This window comes from Rhizobium sp. CFBP 13644 (assembly GCF_014842165.1).
GTDB classification, from domain to species: Bacteria; Pseudomonadota; Alphaproteobacteria; order Rhizobiales; family Rhizobiaceae; genus Agrobacterium; species Agrobacterium tumefaciens_C.
In genome coordinates this window covers 73,194-98,870 of record NZ_JACYVF010000003.1, presented here as the reverse complement: position 1 = coordinate 98,870, position 25,677 = coordinate 73,194, and the positions used below count along the sequence as shown (strand labels likewise).

Annotated in this window: 23 protein-coding genes; 12 read left to right on the top strand and 11 right to left on the bottom strand. The window is 56.7% G+C overall.

Annotated elements, in window-relative coordinates:
* Window positions 1-190: 190 nt before the first annotated feature.
* The 5 genes from IFT53_RS09985 to IFT53_RS09965 form a co-directional block, all read right to left on the bottom strand.
* Complete coding sequence (locus IFT53_RS09985) at window positions 191-1,501, bottom strand: NAD(P)/FAD-dependent oxidoreductase (RefSeq protein WP_192064571.1); 1,311 nt, start codon at window positions 1,499-1,501, stop codon at window positions 191-193.
* A gap of 103 nt (window positions 1,502-1,604) precedes the next feature.
* A complete protein-coding gene (locus IFT53_RS09980) occupies window positions 1,605-2,480 on the bottom strand; it encodes an ABC transporter permease (RefSeq protein ID WP_042618832.1) in 876 nt (291 codons plus the stop codon).
* Between the two features lie 36 nt (window positions 2,481-2,516).
* Window positions 2,517-3,467, bottom strand: coding sequence for an ABC transporter permease (locus IFT53_RS09975; protein ID WP_042618781.1), 951 nt, complete (start codon window positions 3,465-3,467; stop codon window positions 2,517-2,519).
* Between the two features lie 66 nt (window positions 3,468-3,533).
* On the bottom strand, window positions 3,534-5,204 hold the full coding sequence (locus IFT53_RS09970; RefSeq protein ID WP_192064570.1) for a peptide ABC transporter substrate-binding protein: 1,671 nt from the start codon (window positions 5,202-5,204) through the stop codon (window positions 3,534-3,536).
* 34 nt (window positions 5,205-5,238) lie between these two features.
* Window positions 5,239-6,900, bottom strand: a complete 1,662-nt coding sequence (locus IFT53_RS09965; RefSeq protein WP_192064569.1) for an ABC transporter ATP-binding protein — start codon at window positions 6,898-6,900, stop codon at window positions 5,239-5,241.
* Window positions 6,901-7,128: 228 nt separating this feature from the next.
* On the opposite strand from IFT53_RS09965, the gene IFT53_RS09960 reads away from it, so the two are divergent.
* From IFT53_RS09960 to IFT53_RS09935, 6 genes are all read left to right on the top strand, one after another.
* The gene (locus IFT53_RS09960; protein WP_042618784.1) at window positions 7,129-7,794 is read left to right on the top strand and encodes a FadR/GntR family transcriptional regulator; all 666 of its coding nucleotides are present in this window, start codon (window positions 7,129-7,131) and stop codon (window positions 7,792-7,794) included.
* A 260-nt stretch (window positions 7,795-8,054) separates the two neighbouring features.
* Window positions 8,055-9,560, top strand: a complete 1,506-nt coding sequence (locus tag IFT53_RS09955) for an NAD-dependent succinate-semialdehyde dehydrogenase (protein ID WP_192064568.1) — start codon at window positions 8,055-8,057, stop codon at window positions 9,558-9,560.
* 53 nt (window positions 9,561-9,613) lie between these two features.
* Window positions 9,614-9,967: a cupin domain-containing protein gene (locus tag IFT53_RS09950; RefSeq protein ID WP_042618786.1), complete on the top strand. Its 354-nt coding sequence runs from the start codon at window positions 9,614-9,616 to the stop codon at window positions 9,965-9,967.
* Window positions 9,968-10,047: 80 nt separating this feature from the next.
* On the top strand, window positions 10,048-10,524 hold the full coding sequence (locus IFT53_RS09945) for an Lrp/AsnC family transcriptional regulator (protein WP_042618787.1): 477 nt from the start codon (window positions 10,048-10,050) through the stop codon (window positions 10,522-10,524).
* A 170-nt stretch (window positions 10,525-10,694) separates the two neighbouring features.
* On the top strand, window positions 10,695-11,564 hold the full coding sequence (locus IFT53_RS09940) for a GNAT family N-acetyltransferase (RefSeq protein ID WP_192064567.1): 870 nt from the start codon (window positions 10,695-10,697) through the stop codon (window positions 11,562-11,564).
* Between the two features lie 40 nt (window positions 11,565-11,604).
* Window positions 11,605-13,065 (top strand): aldehyde dehydrogenase family protein, encoded by a 1,461-nt coding sequence (locus IFT53_RS09935; protein ID WP_192064566.1) that lies wholly within the window; start codon window positions 11,605-11,607, stop codon window positions 13,063-13,065.
* A gap of 77 nt (window positions 13,066-13,142) precedes the next feature.
* Here the strand turns inward: IFT53_RS09935 and IFT53_RS09930 are convergent, their stop codons facing one another.
* From IFT53_RS09930 to IFT53_RS09915, 4 genes are all read right to left on the bottom strand, one after another.
* The gene (locus IFT53_RS09930) at window positions 13,143-14,456 is read right to left on the bottom strand and encodes an NAD(P)/FAD-dependent oxidoreductase (protein ID WP_192064565.1); all 1,314 of its coding nucleotides are present in this window, start codon (window positions 14,454-14,456) and stop codon (window positions 13,143-13,145) included.
* A gap of 248 nt (window positions 14,457-14,704) precedes the next feature.
* Window positions 14,705-15,547, bottom strand: a complete 843-nt coding sequence (locus IFT53_RS09925) for an ABC transporter ATP-binding protein (RefSeq protein ID WP_192064564.1) — start codon at window positions 15,545-15,547, stop codon at window positions 14,705-14,707.
* Window positions 15,544-16,596, bottom strand: coding sequence for a FecCD family ABC transporter permease (locus IFT53_RS09920; RefSeq protein ID WP_192064563.1), 1,053 nt, complete (start codon window positions 16,594-16,596; stop codon window positions 15,544-15,546). Before IFT53_RS09920 ends, IFT53_RS09925 begins: the two co-directional genes overlap by 4 nt.
* Before the next feature lie 120 nt (window positions 16,597-16,716).
* Window positions 16,717-17,820: an ABC transporter substrate-binding protein gene (locus tag IFT53_RS09915; protein ID WP_192064562.1), complete on the bottom strand. Its 1,104-nt coding sequence runs from the start codon at window positions 17,818-17,820 to the stop codon at window positions 16,717-16,719.
* 280 nt (window positions 17,821-18,100) lie between these two features.
* On the opposite strand from IFT53_RS09915, the gene IFT53_RS09910 reads away from it, so the two are divergent.
* The 3 genes from IFT53_RS09910 (at window position 18,101) to IFT53_RS09900 (ending at window position 21,347) form a co-directional block, all read left to right on the top strand.
* On the top strand, window positions 18,101-18,769 hold the full coding sequence (locus IFT53_RS09910) for a haloacid dehalogenase type II (protein WP_192064561.1): 669 nt from the start codon (window positions 18,101-18,103) through the stop codon (window positions 18,767-18,769).
* A gap of 93 nt (window positions 18,770-18,862) precedes the next feature.
* Window positions 18,863-19,963, top strand: a complete 1,101-nt coding sequence (locus IFT53_RS09905; RefSeq protein WP_244656281.1) for a phosphotransferase enzyme family protein — start codon at window positions 18,863-18,865, stop codon at window positions 19,961-19,963.
* 52 nt (window positions 19,964-20,015) lie between these two features.
* Entirely contained in the window at window positions 20,016-21,347 is a 1,332-nt protein-coding gene (locus IFT53_RS09900) for an aspartate aminotransferase family protein (RefSeq protein ID WP_192064560.1), read from the top strand.
* Between the two features lie 9 nt (window positions 21,348-21,356).
* Here IFT53_RS09900 and IFT53_RS09895 read toward each other — a convergent pair whose 3' ends face one another.
* Window positions 21,357-22,241 (bottom strand): LysR substrate-binding domain-containing protein, encoded by an 885-nt coding sequence (locus IFT53_RS09895; RefSeq protein ID WP_192064559.1) that lies wholly within the window; start codon window positions 22,239-22,241, stop codon window positions 21,357-21,359.
* A 75-nt stretch (window positions 22,242-22,316) separates the two neighbouring features.
* Here IFT53_RS09895 and IFT53_RS09890 point away from each other — a divergent pair, with 75 nt between their 5' ends.
* From IFT53_RS09890 to IFT53_RS09880, 3 genes are read left to right on the top strand one after another with little or no spacing between them, the layout of a single operon-like run.
* A complete protein-coding gene (locus IFT53_RS09890) occupies window positions 22,317-23,462 on the top strand; it encodes a four-carbon acid sugar kinase family protein (RefSeq protein ID WP_192064558.1) in 1,146 nt (381 codons plus the stop codon).
* Window positions 23,463-23,465: 3 nt separating this feature from the next.
* The gene (pdxA, locus tag IFT53_RS09885) at window positions 23,466-24,479 is read left to right on the top strand and encodes a 4-hydroxythreonine-4-phosphate dehydrogenase PdxA (protein ID WP_192064557.1); all 1,014 of its coding nucleotides are present in this window, start codon (window positions 23,466-23,468) and stop codon (window positions 24,477-24,479) included.
* Window positions 24,476-25,162 (top strand): 4-hydroxythreonine-4-phosphate dehydrogenase, encoded by a 687-nt coding sequence (locus tag IFT53_RS09880; RefSeq protein WP_192064556.1) that lies wholly within the window; start codon window positions 24,476-24,478, stop codon window positions 25,160-25,162. The genes pdxA and IFT53_RS09880 overlap by 4 nt, the downstream gene beginning before the upstream one ends.
* Window positions 25,163-25,198: 36 nt before the next feature.
* Here IFT53_RS09880 and IFT53_RS09875 read toward each other — a convergent pair whose 3' ends face one another.
* The gene (locus IFT53_RS09875) at window positions 25,199-25,675 is read right to left on the bottom strand and encodes an Lrp/AsnC family transcriptional regulator (protein ID WP_192064555.1); all 477 of its coding nucleotides are present in this window, start codon (window positions 25,673-25,675) and stop codon (window positions 25,199-25,201) included.
* Between the last annotated feature and the right edge of the window lie 2 nt (window positions 25,676-25,677).

The window sequence follows — 25,677 nt, the reverse complement described above, 5'->3', positions numbered from 1 at the left end:
TCCCATGAGATAAACCGGCGATACGATTTGAGCACTCCGGTCGGCTATCGGGATAGCCGCACTTTGAAAGATATGCCTTTTTCGCAGCAGGATTGACCGCATTTGAGCAGCCGTTCGGTGTTTTTTGCCGAAACCATTGGCTACTCGGCAGTGAAATCTTTCTCAAGCGTGCTTTCAGGCATGGGCCATGTCATCGCTTTGCGCGGGAGAGGGCAATGCGGTCCTGCATTCGATAGCCTTGAATAATGGCTGGCATGAACCACGGGTCTCCATTGTAAAACGGTACGGATGCCGGTGGTCGAAACTCGAATGGGCTGCGTGCCGCGTCCTTGCTACCAAGCAGCTTATGAGCCGCCTGCATGCCGACCCACGGAGCCCAGACCACGCCCGATCCGCAGAAACCTGTCGCGTAGACCACACCGTCCTTTTCAAAAATACGGGGCAGCATGTCACGGTTCATGGCCACATTGCCGAACCAGCTGTGCGAAAGGCTGACATGTTTGAGGTCCGGGAAAATGTCCACCATGCCACGGCGCAAAAGCAATTTTGGCGCGTCGGGATCGCCTGTGCGGGAACTGTCTCGACCGCCAAGCAGAACGCGCTTTCCGTCCGGCGTTGGGCGGTAATAGAAGCCGAGTTGCTTGCCTTCAACCAGCATCATCTGTTTGGGCATTAGCCTTGCCATCAGTTCTGGCGGCAGTTCCTCGGTAACGATGATACGACTCCGAACCGGCACAAGGCGGCGCTGCAAGTCAGGAAGAGCCTTGTCGGTATAGCCGTTTGTGCAAGCCAGAACCTGACGCGCACGAACGGTTCCAGCCTCGGTGACGACCTCGAAACCTGCGCCGGTCTTGTTCACCGAGAGAACGCGGGTATTTGCATGAACCCCAACGCCAGAAGCCAGAGCCACCCGCAGCAACTCCGCATGGAATTTTGCCGGGTGCAGCCCGCCAATGTCCATGCGTGCCATTCCACCACGATAGGAATCTGTGCCCACATACTTCTGCTGCTCCGCATAGGGCACCGCATAGGCTTCAATTCCCAGGCGCTTTGCCAGCGTTTCCGCAGACCGGGCGGTCTTCTCGTATTCGTCGTGACCGATGACGCCCTTGAACTGGCCGGTCAGTTTGAAATCGCAGTCCAGACCTTCCGTTTCTATGAAGTCATACAGGAACTGGCGGGCTATCTTGCCCTCTTTTTCGATAGCGATTGCAACGTCTTCACCGAAGCGTTTTGTCAGCGTGGCGTAGTCGGGACGAATACTGCCGCTGGTGATGCCGCCATTGCGCGTGGAGGCCCCTTCGCCCGGGTTCATCGCGTCGAATGCAACAACGCTGCGACCTGCGCGGGCCAGAACGAGACCAGCCGCCAACCCGGCATATCCCGCGCCGATAATGACGACATCAACGTCCTTGGCTAATGGCTGCTGCGGCAAAGGTTTTACCGGTGCCGCTTCCCACCAGTAGGATGTGTTCTTGGCTGCGATTGGTGTCTGGGTCATCGATGAAATCGTTCTCTTTTGGGCTGACAAACCGGCGTCCGCCGTGGCTATTATCGAGGTGATGTGGATCGGCTGTCTGGGCAACCGATCCATTGTGGCGGCCTCAGCTATCTCCGCGAACATCGAAGGCGTCGCGAAGACCGTCACCGATGAAGTTGAAGCTGGTCACGGCAATCGTGATGGCGGCACCGGGAATGATGGCCAGCCAAGGTGCGCTGCTCAAATATTGCTGCGCACCGTTCAGCATGTTGCCCCAGCTTGGCAAGGGCGGCTGAATGCCGTAGCCGAGGAAACTGATATAGGCTTCCATCAGGATTGCGCGTGCCACCGTCAGCGTTGCGGCAACGATGATGGGACCAATCGTGTTCGGCAGGATTTCGCGGAACATGATGTGCATCCCGCTCAAGCCGAGCATACGACCGGCCTGCACGAACTCCCGTTCACGCAGCGAGCGAACCTCTGCTTCCACAATTCGTGCCACTTCCATCCAGCTGGACACAGCAATCACGACCGTAATCATCATCGGGCTTGGCTTCAATGCTGCGGCAAGAGCCAGCACCAGAAAAATCGAGGGGAATGACAGGAAGCCATCGACGGTGCGCATCAGCACCTTGCCCAGCCAGCCGCCCTTATATCCGGCGATCACGCCAACGACGGTGCCGACGAATATCGACAGCACCATAGCCGAAAAGCCGACAAGGAGCGAAATCCGCCCAGCCATCAAAAGACGCGCTGCGAGGTCTCGTCCCAATGGGTCGGTGCCAAGATAGTGGCTGCCGGTGAAGGGTGGCGCGAAACGCGCACGCAGATCAATGTAAAGGCTATCATAGGGCAGCAGGTATGGGCCGATAAAACACGCCACCGTCAGGGCAACGATCATCACCGTGCCAATCAGGGCGAGAGGATGGTTCCTGAAGCGGCGCGCAGTGCGGCTGTTCCACCAATGATCTCCGGCAGGGTTTACAGCTATGGCGGTCATGAAGATGACTCCTTCTTCAGCGTCACGAGACGCAACTTAACTCAGACGGATCCGGGGATCGATGATGGCGACCGCAACGTCAGCGATGAGATTGCCCAGGATCACAAGAATGGCAGAGAACATCAGCAACCCCATGACCACCGGGTAGTCGCTATAGCCCAGACTATCCAGAAACAGTCGGCCCATGCCTGGCCAGGTGAACACGGTTTCGGTTACCAGCGCACCCGTCAGAACACTGGGCAATTGAACGCCTGCAAGCGTGATCATGGGCAGCAAGGCATTGCCGACAACGTGCTTCATCAGAATACGCCGCTCGCTCAATCCTTTGGCCCGTGCCGTGGTAACAAACTCCTGGCTGATGACATCAAGCGTCGCAGAGCGCATGTAGCGGCTCCAGATCGCGACATGCACCAAGGCGAGTACGATACTTGGCAAGATCAGGTGATGGATGAAATTCAACGCCGAACCATCGCCGATGGTGTACATGTTGCCAGCGGGAAGCCAGCCCAGCTTCAGCGAAAAGATATAAATGCCGACAAGACCGAACCAGAAGGTCGGAATGGAAAGCGCCACCATCGAACCAATTGTCGCTGCATAGTCAAACACAGAATAGCGGTGCGTTGCACCCCGAATGCCGATCCACGTGCCAAGTGCAATTGCTATGATGGTTGAGGAGCCCATCAAAAGCAGGGTCGCGAAGATATGGCGATAAATCACGTCCAGAACCGGCGCACCGTCGCGGAAGGAGTGACCCCAGTCGCCTTGCAACAGGCGCCATCCCCAGTCGAAATACTGGATCCACAAGGGGCGATTGAGCCCGAGTTGCTCTTTCAGGCGATCAAGGTCGTCCTGCGTCATACTCGGGTCAAGCCCGAATTGGGCCAGCGGTCCACCCGGGATGAGGTTCAGAACAACAAAGCCAATGACCGAAACAATCAAAAGCAGGATAAGGCTCTGGGAAAGCCGATTTAATAGGTAGCCGCGCATTCAGCTCTCCTCATGACAGCGTCAGGTATGGGCCGCCGCCGCAATATGCGACGGCGGGGGAGAAGGTCAGCCTTTCCAGTTCCAGCTGGCCGCATGCCAAGATGCCGTGCGGGTGTTGGAATTCTGCACGAAGCCGTCGAGGCGTCCCTTGCGGCCCACCACGTAGGTCGCAGCGAAGAGCGGCAGAAATGGCAGATCCTGACGGACGATTTCCTGCACTTCGAAGTAAATAGCCTTGCGTGCTTCCGGATCGAATGTGCGCGCACCCTTCTCAAGCAAGGCATCAACCTTGGGGTTGGAATATTGCCCGGTGTTGGAGCCTTTTCCACCCTTGGCGACGATTGCCTTGGTGTGCAAACGGTTGGTCACATCTGGGTCGGCCGCAATGAGATAGCTCACGGCAGAGATGGCAGAATCGAACTGTGATTTGAGCCAGAAATCACCAAACATGACAGCCGATGGCAGGTTGGAGATTTTCATCTCGACACCGATCTCGGCAAATGTCTGCTGCAGAAATTGCTGCACCTGTTCGCGCAGATTGTTGCCCGATGTCGTTGAGTTGTTGAATGACAACCGCACGCCGTCCTTTGCGCGAATACCATCTGAACCCGGCGCCCAGCCTGCGTCATCAAGCAGTTTGCGCGCCTTGTCGAGATTGTAGCTCTGCTTTGGCAGGTTGGGGTTATAATAACGCGATTGCTGAGGCATGAAGGTTTCGGTCAGCGTGCCGACACCGTAATAGATCTGATTGATAATGGCATCACGATCCATGGCCGCATAGAGAGCCTGCCGCACCGCCGGATCTTTGAACTGTGGTCTTTCGAGGTTGAGAAAGATCGACTCCACCGATCCGCCAAGCTCAAGTGTGACAGTCCGATCCGGCAGCGTCTTGGCTTCTTCGTAATGATCGGCGTTGATATAGGCCTGGTCGACGAGGTCGATATCGCCGCTTTTGAACTGTGTGTAGAGTACTGTCATGTCGGGAATGTACTTGAAGACCAGTCGCTCGATATATGGGCCTTCACCCACATATTCAGTGTTTGCAACCAGCTCGATATGGTCGCCCGCCGTGCGTTTTTCCCATTTGAATGCGCCCGTTCCAACAGGTGCCTGATTGAACGCTGCGGTATTCGGATCGGCTTCCTTCTCCAGAATATGCTTCGGCACCATGAATGTTTCCGCAAGGAACGAAAGGTATGGAGCAAAAACGCTCTCCATGCGCCATGTCAGCTCTGTCGGAGACACGACTTTGATATCGCGGACCAGAGAATGCCCGCCGGTGCGCCACGCGCGGAAGCCGGGCTTGGTGATGAGTTCAATGGTGAACTTCACATCTTCGGCGGTGAAAGGCTTGCCGTCGTGCCAACGAACGTCGTCACGCAGGCGAATGCGCCACTCCAGACCGTCTTTCGAAATGCCGCCATTGGCCTCCGTCGGTACTTCGGCGGCGAGATTTGGCGTGAGTACGCCCTTGGGATCGATACGGAAAAGCGCATCGAAGAGAGAGAAATGGAGCGCGTCGTCAACTTCAATGTGCGGCATCAGCGGATTGAAGACGGTCGGTTCCTGGGAAAGACCCACGACCACACGGCCAGCCGGCTCCTTGTCGCTCCCCGCAGCAAAGGCTGGTTTGCCGAGCAGGTTCGGCGCAACCAACGTTGCGAGACCGCCCGCGGCCATCAATCGCAAGGCGTCGCGGCGTGAAAAGCTCGATGTATTTGCAAGATCCTCGGTCATTATTATTCCCCTTCTGGCGATTTTTCGCCGTTGCTTAATGGCTTGCAGCATTCGTCCGGACGTCTGGACGTTCTCCTGGAATTGCGGCCACGAGTTCGCGCGTGTAGGCCGATTGCGGGTTCAGGAAAATTTGAGATGGCGGGCCGTGTTCAACGATCCGTCCTTTTTGCATCACGGCAATCTCGTCACAGATCTGACTTGCCACGCGAAGATCATGCGTGATGAAAATCATGGAGACGCCCGTCTCGCGTTGAATCTGGTCCAGCAGTTTGAGAATTTGTGCCTGGATGGACACGTCCAGAGCCGAGACCGCTTCGTCGGCAATCAGTAGTTTCGGTTTGAACATCAAAGCGCGGGCAATGCCGACACGTTGGCGCTGACCACCGGAAAATTCGTGCGGATAACGGTCGAAGGCACCGGCATCGAGGCCCACATGCGATAGCAGTGCCCGTGCTTCTGCGCTCGCCTGCTTGTAAGATGTGCCATGGGCGACAGGACCTACGGTCAGAATTTGCCCAATCGTTGAGCGTGGGTTGAGCGACGCGAAAGGGTCCTGGAAAATCATCTGGATATGGGGCCGCAGCGGCCGAAAGCTCGTCTCTGAAAGCTTGGCAATGTCATTGCCTTCAAACAGGATGCGACCGGCATCACTGTCCTGAAGCTTGATCAGCAGCTTTCCGACTGAGGACTTTCCAGAACCACTTTCCCCGACAATGCCGAGTGTGCGCCCCTGTATCAGGTTAAACGAAACGTCGGCGACCGCAGGCACGATACGCTGGCTGCCAAACAGCGCGCTGCCGCTCCGGTAGGTTTTGACCAGCCCTTCGATTTTCAAGATCGTGTTTTGGCTGACCTTGGCACCAGGATTTCTATCTTCGCCCGTCAAACGCGGAACGGCTGCAATCAGACGCTTTGTGTAGAGATGAGCAGGCGATTTCAGAACCTGTTCGGCGCTTCCCTGTTCAACGATGCGCCCTTTTTCCATCACAACGACGCTGTCTGCGATTTCCGCGACCACGCCGAAATCATGGGTAATGAACATCACGCTCATGCCCTTGCGGCGTTGTATGTCCTTGATGAGTTTAAGGATTTGCGCTTGGGTCGTCACATCAAGCGCTGTTGTCGGCTCATCCGCGATCAGCACTTTCGGCTCAAGCGCCAGCGCCATGGCAATCATCACGCGCTGTCGCTGTCCGCCGGACAATCGAAACGGATATTGAAAATACATAAGCTGCGGATCGGGCAGGCCGACCTCATTCAGCAATTCGATGGCGCGCTCATGCCGGGATGCCTTGTTGCCCACACCATGGGCCGCCATCGCTTCGATGATTTGATCGCCCACCGTCATCAACGGGTTGAGTGCAGACAGCGGATCCTGAAAGATCATCGATACGGCTCTGCCGCGCATATCCTGAAGCGTTTTGAGCGAGGCGCCCACCAGTGATGTGTCTTCAACATGGATCGAACCCGATGAAACCTGAAAGACCTTGGGCAGGAGGCCCATGATCGTGTTTGCGGTCACAGACTTGCCAGAGCCGGATTCTCCGATGATGCAGAGAATTTGTCCTCGCTGAAGATCAAACGATATGTCTTCCACCGCATGTGTTCGCTCCATGCCGCTTGGCAAAGCCACAGTCAAACCGCGCACTGAAAGTACCGCTTCGTCTAATGTCGCAGGTTCAAGTCTTGCGGCCATGGAGATACCTCTCTTCAACAGTCTCTGGTTCGGCAGCGGATTGGATTACTGTTTGACGGCACGTCTTTTTCGACGCTTTCCTGGAAGTCGCGCTAACTCGCACTTCCATTTCGCAATCACGGTCGCTCTAAACCAATTTGCATTCTTTCGCTGTCCAATATAGGATTGGTCTTTGAGATTGGTGTCAATCCAGATCAAATTGGTTGTCAAAATATTTTGTGAGAAGCCATGACAGTGGTGTTGAAAGATTTCATCGAGGCCGAAGGTTTGGAGCCGGGAGACCGGCTGCCCCCGGAACGGGACCTGGCGGTCAAGTTGGGTATTCCACGCACCGCGTTGCGGCGGATGCTTGCCGACCTGGAAAAAGACGGACGCCTTATCCGGCATGTCGGAAGGGGCACGTTCATCGCCGGCAATGGCGTAAGCTCGTCTGCACTGCGCCAGCCTCATGGTGGTGCGATTGACGGTTTGCGGACCTATCCAGCCGAGGTTTTCGAAGCGCGGCTCATACTGGAGCCCCGGATCGCAGGTCTGGCGGCGCTGAGGGCGACGCGGCAGGAGATTGACGAGCTGCAGAAGTCGATTGACCGGACCAGAACGGCCCAAACCCATGCAGAATTTGAGAAATGGGATGCTGTCTTCCACCGAATCATCGTCCAATGCGCCCGAAACGGGCTGCTGGAATCGCTCTATGAGAGCATTCACGCCGTCAGATCGGGCAAGCTTTGGGGCAAGATGAAGGAGCAGTCACTCAGCCCTGAACGCATCGCAGCCTATACGGCCAAGCATGTTGCGATCCTCGATGCGATCAAGGATCGCAACAGCAAGGAAGCAGAAACGCACATGTATGACCACATCGTCGATGCGCGCACAAACACGCTCGGCCCGAGTTAAGAACGACAAGGCAGCGCTTGTGGAATCCAACGCTTTGGTTGCTCGCACTGGTTGGGGCTGTGGAACGCTGCCTTAAAAAACATCGGGCGTGTGTGGCGAGGTCCGTTTTTATCCTTTGTTTTTGGACGTACTCACTTAGCAATGCATATAAATCTATCCCTCTGCCAAAATTTATATCGCAACCAATTTGATCTCCATTGACACCAATGATGTTACCAATCCAGTATTGATCTCATGTCAATTAATGTTGGTAACCAGCCATGCCGAGTGTGAAAATCAATCCTGCAGATGAACAAAATCCCGGTGCCGATTTGGGCGCTGGCGCCATTGTCAGCCGTGCACCCACCGAGCTCTTTATCGGCGGCGAATGGGTCTCCGCTGTAAATCGCCAGACCTTCGATGTGATCGATCCTTCCACCGAAGCTGTCATCGCCACGGTTTGCGATGGTGAGGTTCAGGATGCTATAGCGGCTGTCGATGCCGCGCATGCTGCATCCAAAGGCTGGAAAGCCACATCTGCGCGGCAGCGCTCAGATATTTTGATGAAATGCTTCCACCTCATGCTCGAACATGCGGACTGGCTGGCAAAACTGATCACGATAGAGAACGGCAAGGCCCTTCCGGATGCAAAGTCCGAGGTCACTTACGCTGCCGAATTCTTCAGATGGTATGCCGAGGAGGCCGTGAGGTCATCCGGCGAGTTCGGTCCCGCCCCATCGGGAAGCAATCATATCATCGTCAGCCATGAGCCGATGGGTATTGCGGTGCTGGTCACACCCTGGAACTTCCCGGCAGCCATGGCCACCCGCAAAATGGCCCCAGCTCTGGCGGCCGGTTGCACCTGCATCCTCAAGCCAGCAGCAGAGACACCTTTGACTGCGCTGGCAATCGGGGAGATCATGAAGCAGGCTGGCGTTCCCGCTGGCGTGGTGAATATCGTCACGACAAAGAATGCCGGGCCTGTTGTCAGCGCCATGTTGCATGATGAGCGCGTGCGCAAGCTTTCCTTCACGGGCTCTACCGGTGTCGGCAGAACTCTCCTGCGAGAGGCGGCAGATCAGGTTATCAGCTGTTCGATGGAGTTGGGCGGCAACGCACCTTTCATTGTTTTCGATGATGCCGATCTGGAAGCCGCTGTTGCCGGCGCAATGGTCGCCAAAATGCGAAATGGCGGCGAAGCCTGCACGGCTGCCAACCGTTTCTATGTGCAAAACGGAATTGCAGCCGACTTTACCCGGCGGCTTGCCGAGGAAATGAGTGCGCTCACAGTCGGCCCCGGCTTGGAGCCCGGCACTCAACTTGGGCCGCTCATCACGCGCGCCGCTGTCGAAAAGGTCGGGCGTCTGGTCGATGACGCTCTTGCCAAGGGTGCATCGCTGATGACGGGCGGCAACAGGCTGAACGGCGATGGCTTCTACTATCCGCCAACGGTCCTTTCCAACGTCTCGGCAGATGCAAACATGCTTTCCGAGGAAATTTTCGGCCCTGTCGCGCCGGTCATCCAGTTTGAAACGGAAGATGATGTCGTCGCACTGGCAAACAACACCGAATACGGGCTGGTTTCCTACGTATTTAGCGGAAATCTCAAGCGCGCCCTTGCTGTCGCCGGGCGTCTGGAAAGCGGCATGGTGGGCATCAACCGTGGCGTTGTGTCCGATGCTGCAGCGCCATTCGGTGGCGCAAAGCAGAGCGGGCTGGGCCGTGAAGGCAGCCACCATGGCATGCTGGAATATCTCGAAACCAAATACGTCGCCGTTAGCTGGTAGGCGAGGCGCTTCGCCTCCCGAGCCAAAATATTTTCACATGACCGGAGAGTTACATGTCACTTCTGAAAACAATCGATCCCAACCCAACATTTGAACCCAGACATTCAAACCCGGCGCCAGAGCGTCTGATTTCCGGCAACCCGGCCCTCAAGACCTGGGCGCAGGACAGCGCGAAAGATGGCAAGGTCGATACCGGCGTCTGGGAAGCAACCCCCGGCGAAACCCATTCCATCAAAGGCGAAACCTTCGAATTCTGCCACATCCTTCAGGGCGTTATCGAGTTGACGGAAAACGGCAAGGAGCCTGTGGTTTACAAGGCTGGCGACAGCTTTGTCATGAAGCCAGGCTATGTCGGCGTCTGGAAGACGATCGAAACAGTTCGCAAAATCTATGTGACAGTTGCCTGATCAGGTGCAAAAACGATGGTTCAAGACGGCGCATGCCGTCCTGAACGCTCGATACAGGGCGGTGCATAAAGGGGGCGGACGTGAAGCTTGATCGTATCGACATCCGGATACTGCATGAGCTGCAACAAAATGGTCGCTTGACCAATGTGGAACTGTCCGAGCTTGTGCATCTCTCGCCCAGCCCATGCCTGATCCGGGTCAAAAAGCTGCAGCAACTGGGTTATATTTCCGGCTATTCGGCTCATATCAATCTGGCGAAGCTTGGTCCAACCGTGACGATTTTCGCAGAGATCACGCTCAGCAGCCATCGCCACAGCGACTTTTCCCGCTTCCAGCAGGCAATTGAGAAAATCGAGGAAGCCATCGAGTGTCATCTGATTTCCGGTGGCTATGACTATTTGATAAAATTCGTGACAGCCACGATTGGCGATTATCAGGAATTGATGGAAGGGCTGCTTCAAGCCGATATCGGGATCGACAAATATTTCAGCTTCGTGGTCATGAAGTCACCCTTCGTGAAGCGCCATGTGCCGATCAACACGCTCTTCAAAGAGTAGTCCCTGCCAAGCCAGAACGCGCCTATGGCAGCGGGTTGCATGAAATGCTGACGAGGTGTTGAAAACGAGGCAAATAACCTCTTTTGCCACGGTATATAGCGGCTGAGCCTTGCCCTCTTCCTGCATATTGGGCCGTACTTTCAAACCTTCGAACACAGAGACGTCCAACAATGACGAACGATCATAGTGCTCAACTCCCAGACAGCAGCGACATCAGTCTTTCCAGACTGGAGGCGAGGCATCTCGAAGGCGCGCTGAAGCTCTCTCAGGAATTTTCATGGCCATACCGTCTGGAAGACTGGCAATTTGCCGCCAATCTGGGTGAGGGGCTGGTGCTGGAGCGGGCAGGCGAGGTTGTCGGCACAGCGCTCTGGTGGAATTACGGTGCGGAACACGCGACCGCCGGTATGATTATCGTGACGGCAAAGGTTCAAGGCACCGGCCAAGGCTCACGGCTTTTCAATGCCCTTCTGGACGCAACACAGGGCCGGATTATACTTCTCAATGCAACAGCAGAGGGCTTGCCGCTTTATGAGCGCAGAGGTTTCACGCCTTGGGGCAAGATCCAGCAACATCAAGCGGTTTTGACTGTTGCGCCCGAGATTGCACCCCACAGCCAGATCCGTCCTGCAACTGAAAACGATCTTGACTCAATCATAGCTTTCGATGAGCGCGCAATCGGAATGAACCGAGAGCGTGTCGTCACCGCGCTTGCAGATATCGGCGATACGCTGGTTATCGCGCAAGGCGAAACCCTGCTCGGCTATGCCATTGCCCGCAAATTCGGTCGCGGCCACGTCATTGGCCCAGTCGCTGCCAACAATACTGACGACGCGAAGCACCTGATCCGCGCGCATCTGGCCAAGCTCGGCGGCCAATTTGTCCGAATGGATGTCTACGCCGAAGATGGGTTGAGCCCATTTCTGCAAAGCTTCGGCCTGCCACTCGTTAGTGAAGTGGTGTCGATGGTTCGGGGCGATTTACCAAGACCTGTGGCGCCAGCGCATATGTACGCCGTCTCAAACCAGTCATTGAGCTAGCGCGTCTCGGCTGCCCCGACTGAACAAAGGAATTCATGCGATGACCGCTCCTCTCCAGCATCTTGTCCAAAACAACAGGCTGGGCCAGTTTTTTATCAATGGTGAATGGACACCGGCGCTGGCAAGCGAGACGGTCGCCGTCATCAATCCGGCGACGGAAGAGGTCGTTGCGCATATCGCAATGGGAGGCGTGGCGGATGTCGATGCAGCCGTCACAGCTGCCAGAGATGCTTTTTCCTCATGGTCGCTGACAACGCCTGAACACCGCGCTGATCTGGTTGAGAAACTCCGCATCGCTCTGGAAAAGCGCAGCGAGCTTATCGCGCAGTGCCTGACACTGGAAATGGGCGCGGCCATTGGTTATGCGCGCAGCGCGCAGGTGCCGCTTGCCATCGCCCATGTCGCAACGGCCCGAGAGGTCCTTCTCTCCTTTCCGTTCATCAGGCAACGCGGACATACCGCAATCGCCCATGAGCCAATCGGGGTCTGCGCCTTGATCACGCCCTGGAATTGGCCGCTCTACCAGATCACGGCCAAAGTTGCGCCTGCCTTGGCCGCGGGCTGCACCGTGGTTCTGAAACCCAGCGAACTCGCACCGCTGAGCGCCTTGCTGTTTGCCGAAGCGATTGTGGAGGCAGGTTTCCCAGCAGGCGTTTTCAATCTGGTCAATGGTGATGGCCCCGTTGTTGGCCAGCGCATGGCGAGCCATCCCGATGTCGATATGGTGTCCATCACCGGCTCCACACGCGCCGGTATTCTGGTCGCACAAGCCGCAGCCCCAACCGTCAAGCGCGTTGCTCAGGAACTTGGTGGAAAATCACCAAACATTATCCTGCCCGATGCAGACCTTGATCGCGCCGTCCCGCTCGGCATCGCCGCAGCATTTCGCAATCTCGGGCAATCCTGCAGCGCGCCGACGCGCATGATCGTGCCGCGCAGCTTGTTGTCGAAGGTTGAAGAAATCGCATTGAAAGCCTTGGGCGACATCGTGGTCGGTGATCCGCTCGCGCCCGCAACCACACATGGCGCCATGGCAAACCGGGCGCAGTTCGACCGTGTCCAGACGATGATTAAGGTCGGCATGGACGAAGGGGCAAAACTCTTGGCCGGTGGGCTTGGCCTCCCAGAAGGGCATGAAACGGGGCTTTTCGTGAAGCCCACGATTTTCTCGCATGTGCAGACGGATATGAGTATCGCCAGGGAAGAAATATTCGGCCCGGTCCTCTGCATCATTCCCTATGACAGCATCGATGAGGCCATCGAAATTGCCAATGACACGGTCTATGGCCTGGGCGCCCATGTTCAGGGTCAGGATATGGCGGCGGTGAAACACGTCGCATCCCGCATCCGCTCAGGGCAGGTTCATCTCAATTACCCGGCATGGGATCCGCATGCACCCTTCGGCGGCTTCAAGCAATCCGGCAATGGCCGCGAATATGGCGTCGAAGGCATGGCTGAATATCTGGAAGTAAAATCGATTCTTGGCTATTTCGCTGAGTGAGAACGGCTTGATCCTTCCCAACAAAAAAGCGCATCAACTTCTTGAGGTGATGCGCTTTTTCTTTCCAATCCAGATGATTACCGTTGGTCCCACCGGTCCAGCATGCCGTAATACCAAACCGCCAAAGGCAGAAACCACGGCTTGCCGTTGAAATAGGGGCGGGTTTCGAAGCTGAGGTCGCTATAGACGGTTTTGCCCTCATCATTCCCAAGCATTGTGTTGGCAATTTTCGCACCAAGCCAGCTTGAACGCGCAACGCCAGTTCCGTTGTAACCGCCAGCGAAATACATGCCTTTAATCGTGTCGACATGTGGGAAATGATCGAAGGTGAAGCCCAGCTGGCCGTGCCAGTAATGGCTGATTTTATACGCGTTCAATTCCGGAAATATCTTCAAAAGCAGCCCGCGAACAAATGCGGCATTGGCCGTGTTGCTCTTCACCGTGCCGCTCATATCCAGAACGCGCCCACCCAGAATGATGCGCGTTCCGTCTGGTGAAGGGCGGTAATAGGTTACCACGCGCTGGCTTCCTGCAAGCATTTGCTGCTTCGGCATCAGGGTGCGCATCAGCTCTGGTGGCAATTGTTCCGTTGCCACAAGGCCGCTGCCCACCGGGATGATGCGTCGCTTGAGGTAAGGCAGTAAAGTACCGCTATATCCGTTGGTTGCGATCAAAACCTGATGTGCCGTCACATCACGGCCCTGCACTTTAAACTCAAACCCGCCGGCCTTCTGTTGAAGATCGGTCACGCGGGCATTGCTGAACACGCGCACACCAAGGCGCTGCGCGGCGTCTGAAAGACCCTTGACGTATTTTGCCGGATGCAGCCCCGCATAGCCGGGCATCGACACACCGCCATGGTAAAGATCGGAGCCCACTTCCTTGCGCTGTTCTGAACGCGGAACCAGATAGGCGTCGCATGGCATGACTTTGCTAATGCGGTCGAGGTTAGCGCCTAGGCTGTCATAGATGCGCGGCGTCATCGCACCTTTGAAATATCCGACGACCTTTAAGTCACAATCGATCTGTTCCGCAGCAACGACGTCTTTGACATATTGCAGAGACTGGAAGCTTTCCTCGACCACGCGTTTCGCCATATCCGTGCCGTAGCGCATGGCGGAATCGTAAAACGCCCAGCCTGGCCCCAGAAATCCGCCATTGCGCGATGATGCGCCCCAGCCCGGTGCGTCGGCATCATAGACGCTGACCTGTTTGCCAGCACGGGCAAGCACAAGCGCCGCATTAAGGCCGGTAAAGCCGCCGCCAATGATGGCAACTTCGGTGGTAGGCGAGATATCGTCAGCCTTGGCACCATCGGGGCGGGCCTCATCCCACCAAAAAGGACTGGCGACAGCATCATCGGTAAAAAAGGGCGCATTCAAACTGGACATGGTCGTCACTCACATTTGCGGGCACGGCGCAGACATCTCTGCGCGAAGACTTGCGACAACAAGACGAATTCCGACCGTCGTCATCGCGTGTCATAAGACCGTAAAATCCAGCATATTTGGTATCGGATATGGCTGCGACGCAGAACAAAATGGCGCGGCAAGCGGGTTAGAGCGCATCTGCTGCCGTGCGGGCGACCGGCAACCTTTTTCTGACTAGGCTCCACCTTGACGGCGTCACCCGATTGCCCTTACGCCCCGCTTACTCGGGATAGCTCGATGCTGCTGGCGGCCAGCGGTTCACGGCAATCCATGTCTTCGCCAGTTGGCTGAATAACCGGGTTTCCACGCCGGTCGCGCAACACCTCAACCGCAATGCCATAGGTCTCGGAAATCAGCTCTGGCGTCACAATGTCACGCGGTGCGCCACTTTGCTTCAGCGTGCCGTCCGATATGACCAGAAGATTATCGGCATATTGGCATGCAAGGTTGAGATCGTGCAAAACCACCACGGTGACCCAGTTGTTTGTCCGGGTTTCGCTTCGCACCAGATCCAGAAGACCGACCTGGTGTCTGAGATCGAGTGCGCTGACGGGCTCATCCAGCAACATCGTCTGCGGCTCACGCATCAGCACCTGCGCAAAAAGTGCCATCTGCCGTTGGCCGCCACTCAGCGAAGATATATCGCGGTTTGCGAGATGCCCAATGCCCGCTTGATGCAGCCGTGTCATCGCGGCATCCAACGTTTCATCATCAATATGCAGAGACAGGTGGCCCGACCGGCCCAGAGCCACCACTTCGAGCACACTCAGCGCAATATCGACGGTCGTATCCTGTGGCATGTAGGCGAAGGTGTCGCGCCAGTTTTTCACGTGCTTGCCGCGCTTTTCCCCAGCGCGCAACGTGCGCTCGCCATCCCTTATGCAGCCTTCGGACAGCGGCAGCTCTCCGAACATGGCGCGCAGCAGCGTGGTCTTGCCCGTTCCATTGGGGCCGATCACGGCGTGGACCTGTCCCGCCGCAAGCTGCGCACTCAGCCGTTTGACGACCGTCTGCCCGCCGCGCTCTATCGAGATGTCGTCAAGTATCATCATCGGTTTCGCCTCTTCGGAGCGAAGATGAGCCACAGCAGGAACGGCACACCAACAATCGCGGTTACGATCCCGACCGGAAACAGGGCTCCCGGAATGATCGATTTCGACAGAATGGATGCAATCGACAACATCAACGCGCCGCACAGGATAGACATGGGCAAGAAGAACCGCTGGTCCTCACCAACCGCCATGCGTGCGATGTGCGGGGCAACCAGCCCGATGAAGCCAATGACACCAACGAAGCTTGTCGCTGTTGCCGTCATCACAGCCACGATGATGAGCACTTTCATGCGCAGCAAACGAACATTGATGCCAAGGCTTGCAGCGCGCATTTCGCCCATTCTGAGAGCCGTCAGTTTCCAGCAATCGACCATCAACAGGATGCAGCAGACCGCCGTGACAGCTGCTGTGAGTGTCACCGTGGGCCATGTGGCCTTGCTGAGGCTGCCGAACAGCCAGAACAGAATTTGTTGAGAGAGTTCCGGCGATGACAGGAACTGGATGAGCGACAGGAGCGACTGGAACAGAAACAGCAGCGCAATGCCGCCGAGAATTATCGTTTCCGTTGCCACCTGGCGCATCGAGGCGAGGAAGAACAGGAAGAGTGCAGCCAGCATGGCAAAGACAAATGCACCCAGAGGCACCGCAATCATCGCATCCAGCCCAAGCCCACCCAGAGCGAGAACCAGCGCCGCGCCAAAGCCCGCCGCCGCCGCCATGCCCAGCGTATAGGGGCTTGCCATCGGGTTGTTGAGCAGCGTCTGCATTTGCGCGCCACCTGCACCCAGCGCGGCACCCACGCACAGTGCCATCAGCGCCATAGGCAAGCGCAGGCCTCGCACGATGGAGTCGGTCATGGTTTCGCGTATGCCGATGCCGGTCAAGGATCGCACGACCTCGGAAGGCGAGAGCATTGATGGGCCGGTCGCGATATCAAGCACCAGACTGATCGCCATGAGGACAAAAAAGATCAGAATGACGCGCCAGCGGCGACGCTCGCGCAGCCTGTGCGTACCGATAGCTTCAGCGTTGCGGTCAGCAATGGACATGAATAACCTGTGGTGCCGTAAGTGTCATAAAGGCTGACGCCCCCAAAGGGCGTCGGCACATTGGCGCCTCTGCACGGTCGCCCTATCGAGCTGATCGTGCAGAGAAATCTCGCCGTCACCTTATTCGTTGACGGAAATAGCGAAGGTGCCTTCGGGCGTCACAGGCAGATATTTCTTGTAGTAGCCCAGGTAGTTGGCGATAGGGTCAACATCTTTGAACTGCTCGGGATAGAGCTGCTTGGCAATATATTGAACCAAGGCGAAATCCGAAACCGTGCGCGAAGCGCCCTGATAAACGCCAAAGAGCTTGCCGTTCTTGATGGCGGGCAATTCGCTCCAGCCCTGACGGGTCTCAAAGGCTTTGAGGTTCTTGCGGGCATCCGCTTCTTTTACGCCAGGGCCCATCGGCATCGCTGCCGGGTTTTTGTTGTCTTCACGTCCAGAAATGAAAATAACGTCGGGCTTTGCCACCAGAACCTGCTCTGGATTGATCGGACCCCACCATTCAACAAAGGGTGCGGCAATGTTATCGCCACCGGCCAGCGTCGACATCGCGCCCCACATGTTCTTGCCGTAGGTAAAGGAATATTCCGCCGGGCCCTTATTGCCGAATTCGACATAGACTTTTGGCTTTGGCTTGCCGGACTTGGCAACCCGGTCCGCAATGTCCTTCATCGCGCCCTGATAAAGATCGGCGATCTCGTTACCGCGCTGGTCTTGTCCGGTCACCTGGCCGAGGAGTCGCGTTGATGCAACGTGACGCTCAACGGTCTGCGCGTTGTAATCCACGACGACGACTGGAATGCCCTGCTGTACCAATCTATCAGCATCAAGCCCCAAGGCCTTGAATTGCCAGTCTGCAAGGATCACCAGATCAGGGTTCAGGCTCATGACTTTTTCGACGGAGAAGGTCTGCGTGTCCACTTCGCCAACATCCGTTATGTCAGCAAGCGATGGCCGGTGCGCCACGTGCATCTTCCAGTTGGCCGGAATTTTACCGACCCATGCTTCTCTGGAAATGCCGACGACAGAATCATAGGCCTTCTCGCCACCAACAGCCATGTAGTCTTCAAAATAGAAGCCCAGCACGACACGCTTTGCAGGCAGGTCAACCTTCACCTCGCGCCCGATAACATCGGTAATCGTCTTCACTTCTGCCATTGCAGGCGCAGCAAATACGAAGACTGACAGCACTGCAGCGAGACCGCTAATTATTGATTTCATGATAATGATCCAGAGGTTGAGATGCCGCTGATTTAGTAAATATGATATTTTAAGTCAATTTAATTGATGTCGGTTGAAAGCAATTACCAACGGAATCATGTTTGGTCTGGCTGATAAGGCTTGATTGAAAAACCTGAAATAAGCGCCCGGCGCACAATCTGTCGAAGCCTGCTTTGGATATAAGAGAATGTGCTTTGGCAATCCTGATTTCAGCTCGGTTTATGCCACGCAATGCTCCTAGGATGGTCTCAGACGAAAACCAATAAGTCAGGACCGAACAATGGCTCACTTTCGCCCGAAATACATTACCTTCGATTGCTATGGCACGCTGATCAACTTCCAGACGGCGGAAGCAACGCGTGACATCTACGGTGATCAACTCGATGAGCCGCGGATGGTGGAGTTCATCAAGAACTTCTCGGCCTATCGCCTTGATGAAGTTCTGGGCGACTGGAAGCCGTACAATGAAATTCTCCACAACGGGCTCGAAAGAACCTGCAAGCGCAACGGCGTAACCTTCGATCCGAAAGCCGCGCAGACCGTTTATGAGCGCGTACCGACCTGGGGTCCGCACCCGGACGTTCCAGCCGGGCTTGCCAAGGTTGCCAAAGAAATTCCGTTGGTCATTCTGTCCAATGCCATGAATTCGCAGATCATGTCGAATGTCGAAAAGCTGGGCGCACCGTTCCATGCGGTTTACACGGCTGAACAGGCGCAGTCCTACAAGCCCAACCTCAAGGCATTCGAATATATGCTGGATATGCTTGGCTGCGGCCCGGAGGAGATCCTGCATTGCTCCTCCTCATTCCGCTACGATCTGATGTCGGCGCACGATATGGGCATTAAAAACAAGGTCTGGGTCAATCGTGGCCACGAACCCGCAAACCCTTATTATGGCTATACCGAAATCTCGGACATTTCAGGCCTGGCCGGTGTCGTGGGGCTTTGACATCAAAAGGACTGCTGCCATCGGCAGCAGTCCAAAACTGCTCTCCGGCACCACGCGCGACGAGCAACGACCTTCATCAGGTGAGGACCGCAATTGCCCATCGATCCCGGCATAGACACTATCCACCCCGAGGCGGTGGGGTCAAAGGCTTCGAGCGAAGCCTATTATCATGCTGCAAAGACCACACTGGCTGCGCATCCCATGCCTGCTGACGTCGAACAGTCCGCGAAACTTCTCGGTCGTCACTACGGCTTGTCGGGAGTTGTCGCCACCCTGTCGTCAGAGGTTGAATGCACGGAAGAGGTCACCCTGCCGGACGGGCGGCGGCTCATTCTCAAAACGGCCACAAGGCCGCAGACGTCAAGCAGTTTCCGTTTTCAGGCCGAAGCCATCAGCGGGGTGGAGGCATCTGCGGGCTTCGTTTCACCGCAGATCATGCGCACGAATGGCGGCGAGGTGATGTTTGAGGAAGACGGTGCTTGCGGATATCTGCAAACGTTGATCGATGGCACTCCATTACACAAGCTTGCGATGACGCCCGACCTGCTGTTCCAGATCGGATGTTCGCTTGCCCGGCTGGATCTGGCGCTTGATGGCGTGCGCGCATCATCTAGCCAGCGGCCCGTTCTCTTGCATGTTGAGTGCTGGTCGCGGTTGATGGAGTTCAGCCAATATCTGCCATCGCAACATATCGCCGAACAGGTCCGTGCAGCGATGGATAACTATGCCGAATGTGTTGAACCGCACCTTGCCGAGGTGGCATGGCAGATCACCCATAACGACCCGAGCCCCCACAATATGCTGTTGACCGATCGCGGTATCGGCTTCATCGATTTTGGCGATGGCTGCTGGGGGCCAAGGATACAAGACCTTGCCGTGGCAGCCAGCCACATGGTCCAGAACGCGACTGCCGCCTTGGGCGGCGCGGACTATGTGATTGCGGGTTACCATTCCGTCATTCCGCTGTCGACGGTGGAGGCAAAGGTCCTCGTGGGATTGATGCGGGCACGCCAAAGCGCACTTCTGCTGGTCAACGCTTGGAGAACGCATCTTTTTCCAGAGCAAGCCGAATACATCAACAAGAACGTTCCGCGTGCCGAACGCGGACTTTCCATTCTAACCACTCTGAGTGCCGATGAGGCGGAAGCGGCAGTTCTGGCTGCGATGGCGTTGCCCCATCCATCGCCGGTATAAACGTAACATTGCTGCTCTTGCTTACGGTCCTCTTTCAAACAGGTTGAAGAACATGTCGACAGACCTCATGCCCAATCGCTACGTCCCCGGCGAAGTTGCTCTTCCTGCCCGCGAGGCCGAGCTTATCGAGCGTCGAAACAAGGTCCTTGGTGCATCATACCGCCTTCAGTATCGCAAACCCGTCCATTTTGTCCGGGGTGAAGGCATGTGGCTCTACGATCCAGACGGGCGCGCCTATCTCGATTTTTACAACAATGTGCCGTCGCTCGGGCATTGCAACGCCGAAGTGAACGCGGCGATGGCAGAGCAGGCGGGTCGGATCAACGCCAACACGCGCTATCTGGAGCCGAACCTCGTCGAATTTGCCGAACGTCTGGTCGAAACCTTTCCGCCGGAGCTGGACCGTGTCGTCTTCACCTGCACGGGCAGTGAATCCAATGATTTGGCGTTGCGTATCGCGCGTCTGGCAAGCGGCAATGATGGCGTGATTGTCTCGTCATATGCCTATCACGGCACCAGTGCCGCCACCGCCGCCGTCTCACCAAACCTCGGAGCAGCGGTCAAGCTCAGCCCCTCCGTGCGCATGGTCTCTCTGCATGGCCCGGAAGGCATACCGGAATCGCAGGCAGCGGATTTTTTCGAGGCGCAGGTTCGTGCTGCCATCACAGATTTGAACCGTCGCGGCACCGGCGTCGCGGCGCTTCTCATCGACAGCATCTTCTCCAGCGATGGTGTCTGGGTTGATCCTCCCGGCTTCATCGCAAAGGGCGTGGCTGCCGTTCGTGAGGCCGGTGGCCTTGTTATCGCCGATGAAGTCCAGCCGGGTTTTGGCCGAACCGGCGCGCATATGTGGGGCTTTGAGCGCCACGGTATCGTCCCTGACCTCGTCACCCTCGGCAAACCCATGGGCAATGGCTTCCCAATCGGCGCCGTGGTGGGGCGCAAAGCACCCGTAGACCAATTCGGCGCAACCGCTCGCTATTCCAATACATTCGCGGGCAACACGATTGGAATAGCAACCGCAGATGCCGTGCTGACAATCATTCAGCGCGACCGTATTGCGCAGAATGCGCTTGCCATGGGTCAGCGGCTGAGAACTGGGCTGGAGAAAATAGCACTTCAGACGCCAGGAATTTGCGGCATCCGTAATGCAGGCCTCTTCTTCGGCGTCGATCTGGGGTTTGAGGGCGACACTGCAATGCGCAGACGCTCGCTCGCTCTCGATGTGGTCAATACCATGCGAGATGATGGCGTCCTTGTCAGCACCACCGGTGCCAACGAAGATTCCCTCAAAATCCGCCCACCGCTGATCTGTGAGGACGTTCACGTTGACCAGTTCCTGGCAAGCATTGAGCGCGCTCTCGTTCAGGTCGGAAGTGCGTAAAGCGCAAGGCTAACGATCTTGCGAACCGCATGTTTCGGATTCCTTGGTCAGCCAGTCCATCAAAGCCTGAACGCCTGTCGATAGGAACATCGATTTGGGATGAATAAGCCCGTAATGGGTCCCGTCTGGCGCAAAGCCGAGCGGGGCTTCCAATCGTCCATTGGTAACATCGTCAGCGGCAATCGCCTGCGGCGCCAGCGCAACCCCAAGGCCCCCAAGGGCAGCTTCTGCCATCAGGAAATGGTGATCCAGAAGCTGGCTTGCGCGGGGGCGCGGCGTTTCGGGGTGCTGCCCAAACCAGCTTTCCCAGGCATGCGGACGTGTTCTGGAGCCGAGCGCAACATAATTCCCGGCATCGAACCCTTTGCGCAGAGACGGCACCATGACCGGCCCGACACGCTCCGGCATCAGCTTGATGATTGTCCAGTCCGGATCGATCAAGAAATCGAGGCGGCGGATGGCAAGCGTGACACGATCACGCGCAAAATCGATGCCGCCACCGCCCGTGGAGAGATGCACTTCGACATCCGGGTGCCGGTCCTGAAACCCCGATAGGCGCGGAATAAGCCAACGCATCGCGAGCGATCGCTCACAGGACAGAATGATCGGCCCCGGAGCAGAACTCGATCTGATCTCTGCCAGTGTATCGGTGATGGTTGCAAACGCCCGCCCCGTTGCGTCGGCCAGCCGCGCGCCAACCGGCGTCAGGCGAACCCCACGCCCATCCGCTTCAAGCAATTGCAGGCCAAGATCTGCGGATAGCTTGGAAACGCGTCTGCTGATTGCCCCATGCGTCAACACAAGTTCCGCCGCCGCTGCACGCACGGAACCGAGCCGGGCAACGGTTTGAAAGGCCCGTAAATCATCCAGAGATGGGAGTTCTGATCTTTTCATTGGTGATCCTATATCACCAATACTCGTCAGATCATATGCATTATCTCCTGTGGCCGATCTGATAATGTTTCCGTCATGGACAACAATATTTCACCCCTAGTCGGCATCATCGCAGACGACCTTACCAGCGCCACCGATGGTGCCGGAGCCTTCCTGTTGAAGGGATATGATCCCCTCATCAAAGCCCTCGATGCAGCTGACGACACTGCGCCTGTTATCTCCATCGACACAAACAGTCGCGCCTTGTCCGCTTCAGAGGCCAGTCGTGTGACCGGTGATGCAGCCGCGTCGCTTGCGAATGCACACTTTCTGTTCAAGACGATAGATTCAACATTGCGCGGCCACATCCGTCAAGAAATCGCTGCGGCGTTTCGTGCCAGTGGCCGCAGCAGACTTGTCATTGCACCAGCCTTTGCCGAGGCAGGTCGCCTGACCATTGGCGGCATTCAAACAGTCCACGGCATCCCCGTCAGTGAAAGTTCCTACGGTCGAGATCCCGTTCATCCTGCAAGTTCATCGAACATCGCCGATCTGGTTGATCCATCGCTGGGTAAAGCGGTCGTCGTTGCTTCAGATTGTGAACCGCCATCGAACGAGACCATCCTCATTCTCGATGCCGATAGCCAGAACGCGCTCAACCGACAGGTCGCTCGTATCCCGAATCCCCAATCCGTTCTGTGGGTAGGGTCTCCGGGAATGGCCATCGCCTTATCATCGCTTGTTCCTCCCGTGCCGACCCAACACCCGGCAGCAGGCGAAGCTTCCAGCCGGGTGTTGATTGTGGCTGGAAGCGCCAATGCCGTGACGCATCAGCAGTGCGATGTTTTGCAGGAACATGGCGTGCCTGTCGTCACGCAGCTTGCCGATGCTCCCGTGGATGCGCGCGTGGTTTGCCTTCGCGCGCCGTCTCTGCTGCAGGCCAGTGCAGAAGCCGTGGTGTCAGACCTTGCCGCGCAGGCTTCGTCTGCCGTTGCCCGTCGGGATTTTGACGTCGTGATTGCCACCGGTGGCGAAACCATGGCTGCAATCCTCGACCGTCTCGAAATCAACCGTTTCTTCCTCTCGCGCGAGCTGGAGCCCGGCTTTCCCGTCGGCAAAACCCGCTTGCGGGATGGCGCAGCGCTCAGCATTGCCATGAAGGCTGGCGGGTTCGGCTCACCGTCTACTTTGCTCGATGCCGCCAAAACATTTTTGGCCAGTCCGCTTTCACAAGGGTTATGATCCATGACGCTCCATCAAATGCCGCTCGCCGTCACCATGGGAGATCCTTCGGGCATCGGTCCCGAAATCGTGGCAAAGATGTTTCTGAGCCGTCCCGACAATCGCCACTGGGTCGTTATTGGCGATGCCTTGGTGATGCGCCGCGCTTTTGAAGTTCTGGGTGCCCAAGTGCAGGTCAGGCCCATCGCATCGCTGGATCAGGCCGTGTTTGATGATGGCACCATCAACGTCTTCTGCTCCTCAAATCTTTCAGCCTTGCCCCCTGTCAGCGAAGTGTCGGCCATCAGCGGCAAGGCGGCTTTCGATGCGATTGTCGCTGCGATCGGCCTTGCGAAAGACGGGCATGTCAGTGGCATCGTCACCGCGCCCATCCATAAGGAGGCGCTCTCTGCCGCTGGGGTTAAATATCCGGGCCACACGGAAATATTGGCCGATTACGGCGGCGCGCCAAAGGTCGCCATGATGCTGGCGAATGAAGATATCCGCACAGTTCTCGTGACCATCCATTGCTCGCTGTCGCAAGCGATCGCCAAGGGCGACTTTGCAGCGCAGATGGACGCGATCAGGCTCGCTCATACCGGCGCTCAAGCGCTCGGCATTGCCAAACCACGCGTCGCCGTTGCCGGACTGAACCCCCATGCTGGCGAGGGCGGGCTGTTTGGAGATGAGGAAATCAACATCATCCGGCCTGCGGTTGAAGCCGCACGTGCCGAGGGTATCGACGCATCCGGCCCATGGCCGGGTGATACGGTCTTCATGCAGGCTCGAACAGGCCGTTTCGATGTCGTAGTCGCCCAGTACCATGATCAGGGTCTCATTCCGGTTAAATATATGGGGCTTGATCGCGGTGTGAACATCACGCTCGGTCTGCCATTCGTGCGCACCAGCCCAGATCACGGCACTGCCTTTGATATTGCAGGGTCCGGCAAAGCCGACCCGACCAGTCTTGAGACCGCATTCGACTACGCTGTCACGCTGAAGGCCGCTCTCTCCAACTCGAAAGCTCAACCGCTATGACTGATTTTGACTTCATCTTCATGCTGACACGCAACGACCGTACCGTTGCCGACGCCGCCATTCATGTCGAAACCGCGCTTCAGGCCGGCATCCGCCACATCGGCTTTAAAGATATCGGTTTGCCGTTTGAAGAGCTTCTTGGCCTCAAGCAGCAGATCAGCAAGGGCGGAGCCAGCACCTATCTCGAAGTCGTATCGCTGGACCGCGAAAGCGAAATTCGCTCCGTCAAGTCGGCAGTCGAGCTTGGGGTGGATTATCTCCTTGGCGGCACGCATGTGGACGATGTGCTCCCGCTTCTGGAAGGAACGGCCATTCGCTACTATCCTTTCCCCGGTCGCATCGTCGGGCATCCCAGCATTCTTGAAGGCTCGCAGGAAGACATCGTTGCAAGCGCCGTGGAACTGGCCAGCCGTGATGGCGTCTCAGGCCTCGATCTTCTCGCCTACCGCTCGAAGGGTGACGTGCCAGCGCTGATGCAGGCCGTATGTCGCGCTGTATCCAAGCCGGTCATCGTTGCAGGGTCTGTCGATAGGCCCGAGCAAATCGACACGATCCGCAGATCTGGCGCTGCCGGTTTCACCGTCGGCACCTCCGCTCTGGACGGCAAATTTCCCGCAAAAGGCGCAGACCTAACATCTCAGCTTCTGGCGATATCGGCTTGCGAAAGCTCGGTGAAACCGTAACGAGGTCCTTCAGTTCCCACCTTGGCAAGTCGTGCCTTAAGTGAAGGCATCAACGTCAATCGGAACAGAGAAACCGGTTTTGACCCGGTCCATGATCACCATGGTTTTGAACCCTTTGATGTCAGGGTTCTCGTAAAAAAACTTCCGGGTGAAGGCTTCGTAGTCTTCCATACTCTCGGCCGTTACGATGAGAACGAAGTCTGAATCGCCCGTGACATAGTAGCCATTCATCACTTCCGGCGTCTGGCGAATGGATTGTTTGAAGCGATCAACGATGTCGACTCTTTCCCGCTCAAGCGAAACCAGAACAAGCATCGCGATAGGGCGTCCAACCGCTTTCGGCGTGACAATGGAGACATCGGCCTCGATGACCCCTTTTTCGCGTAATCGCTTCAATCGCCGTTGGACGGCGGTGGCCGAGAGGCCGACAATGGCGCCCAACTCTTCGCTGCTTTGGCGGTTGTTGTTTTGCAGCAGGCTGAGAAGTCGAGCGTCGAAGCGATCCAGGTCCATTG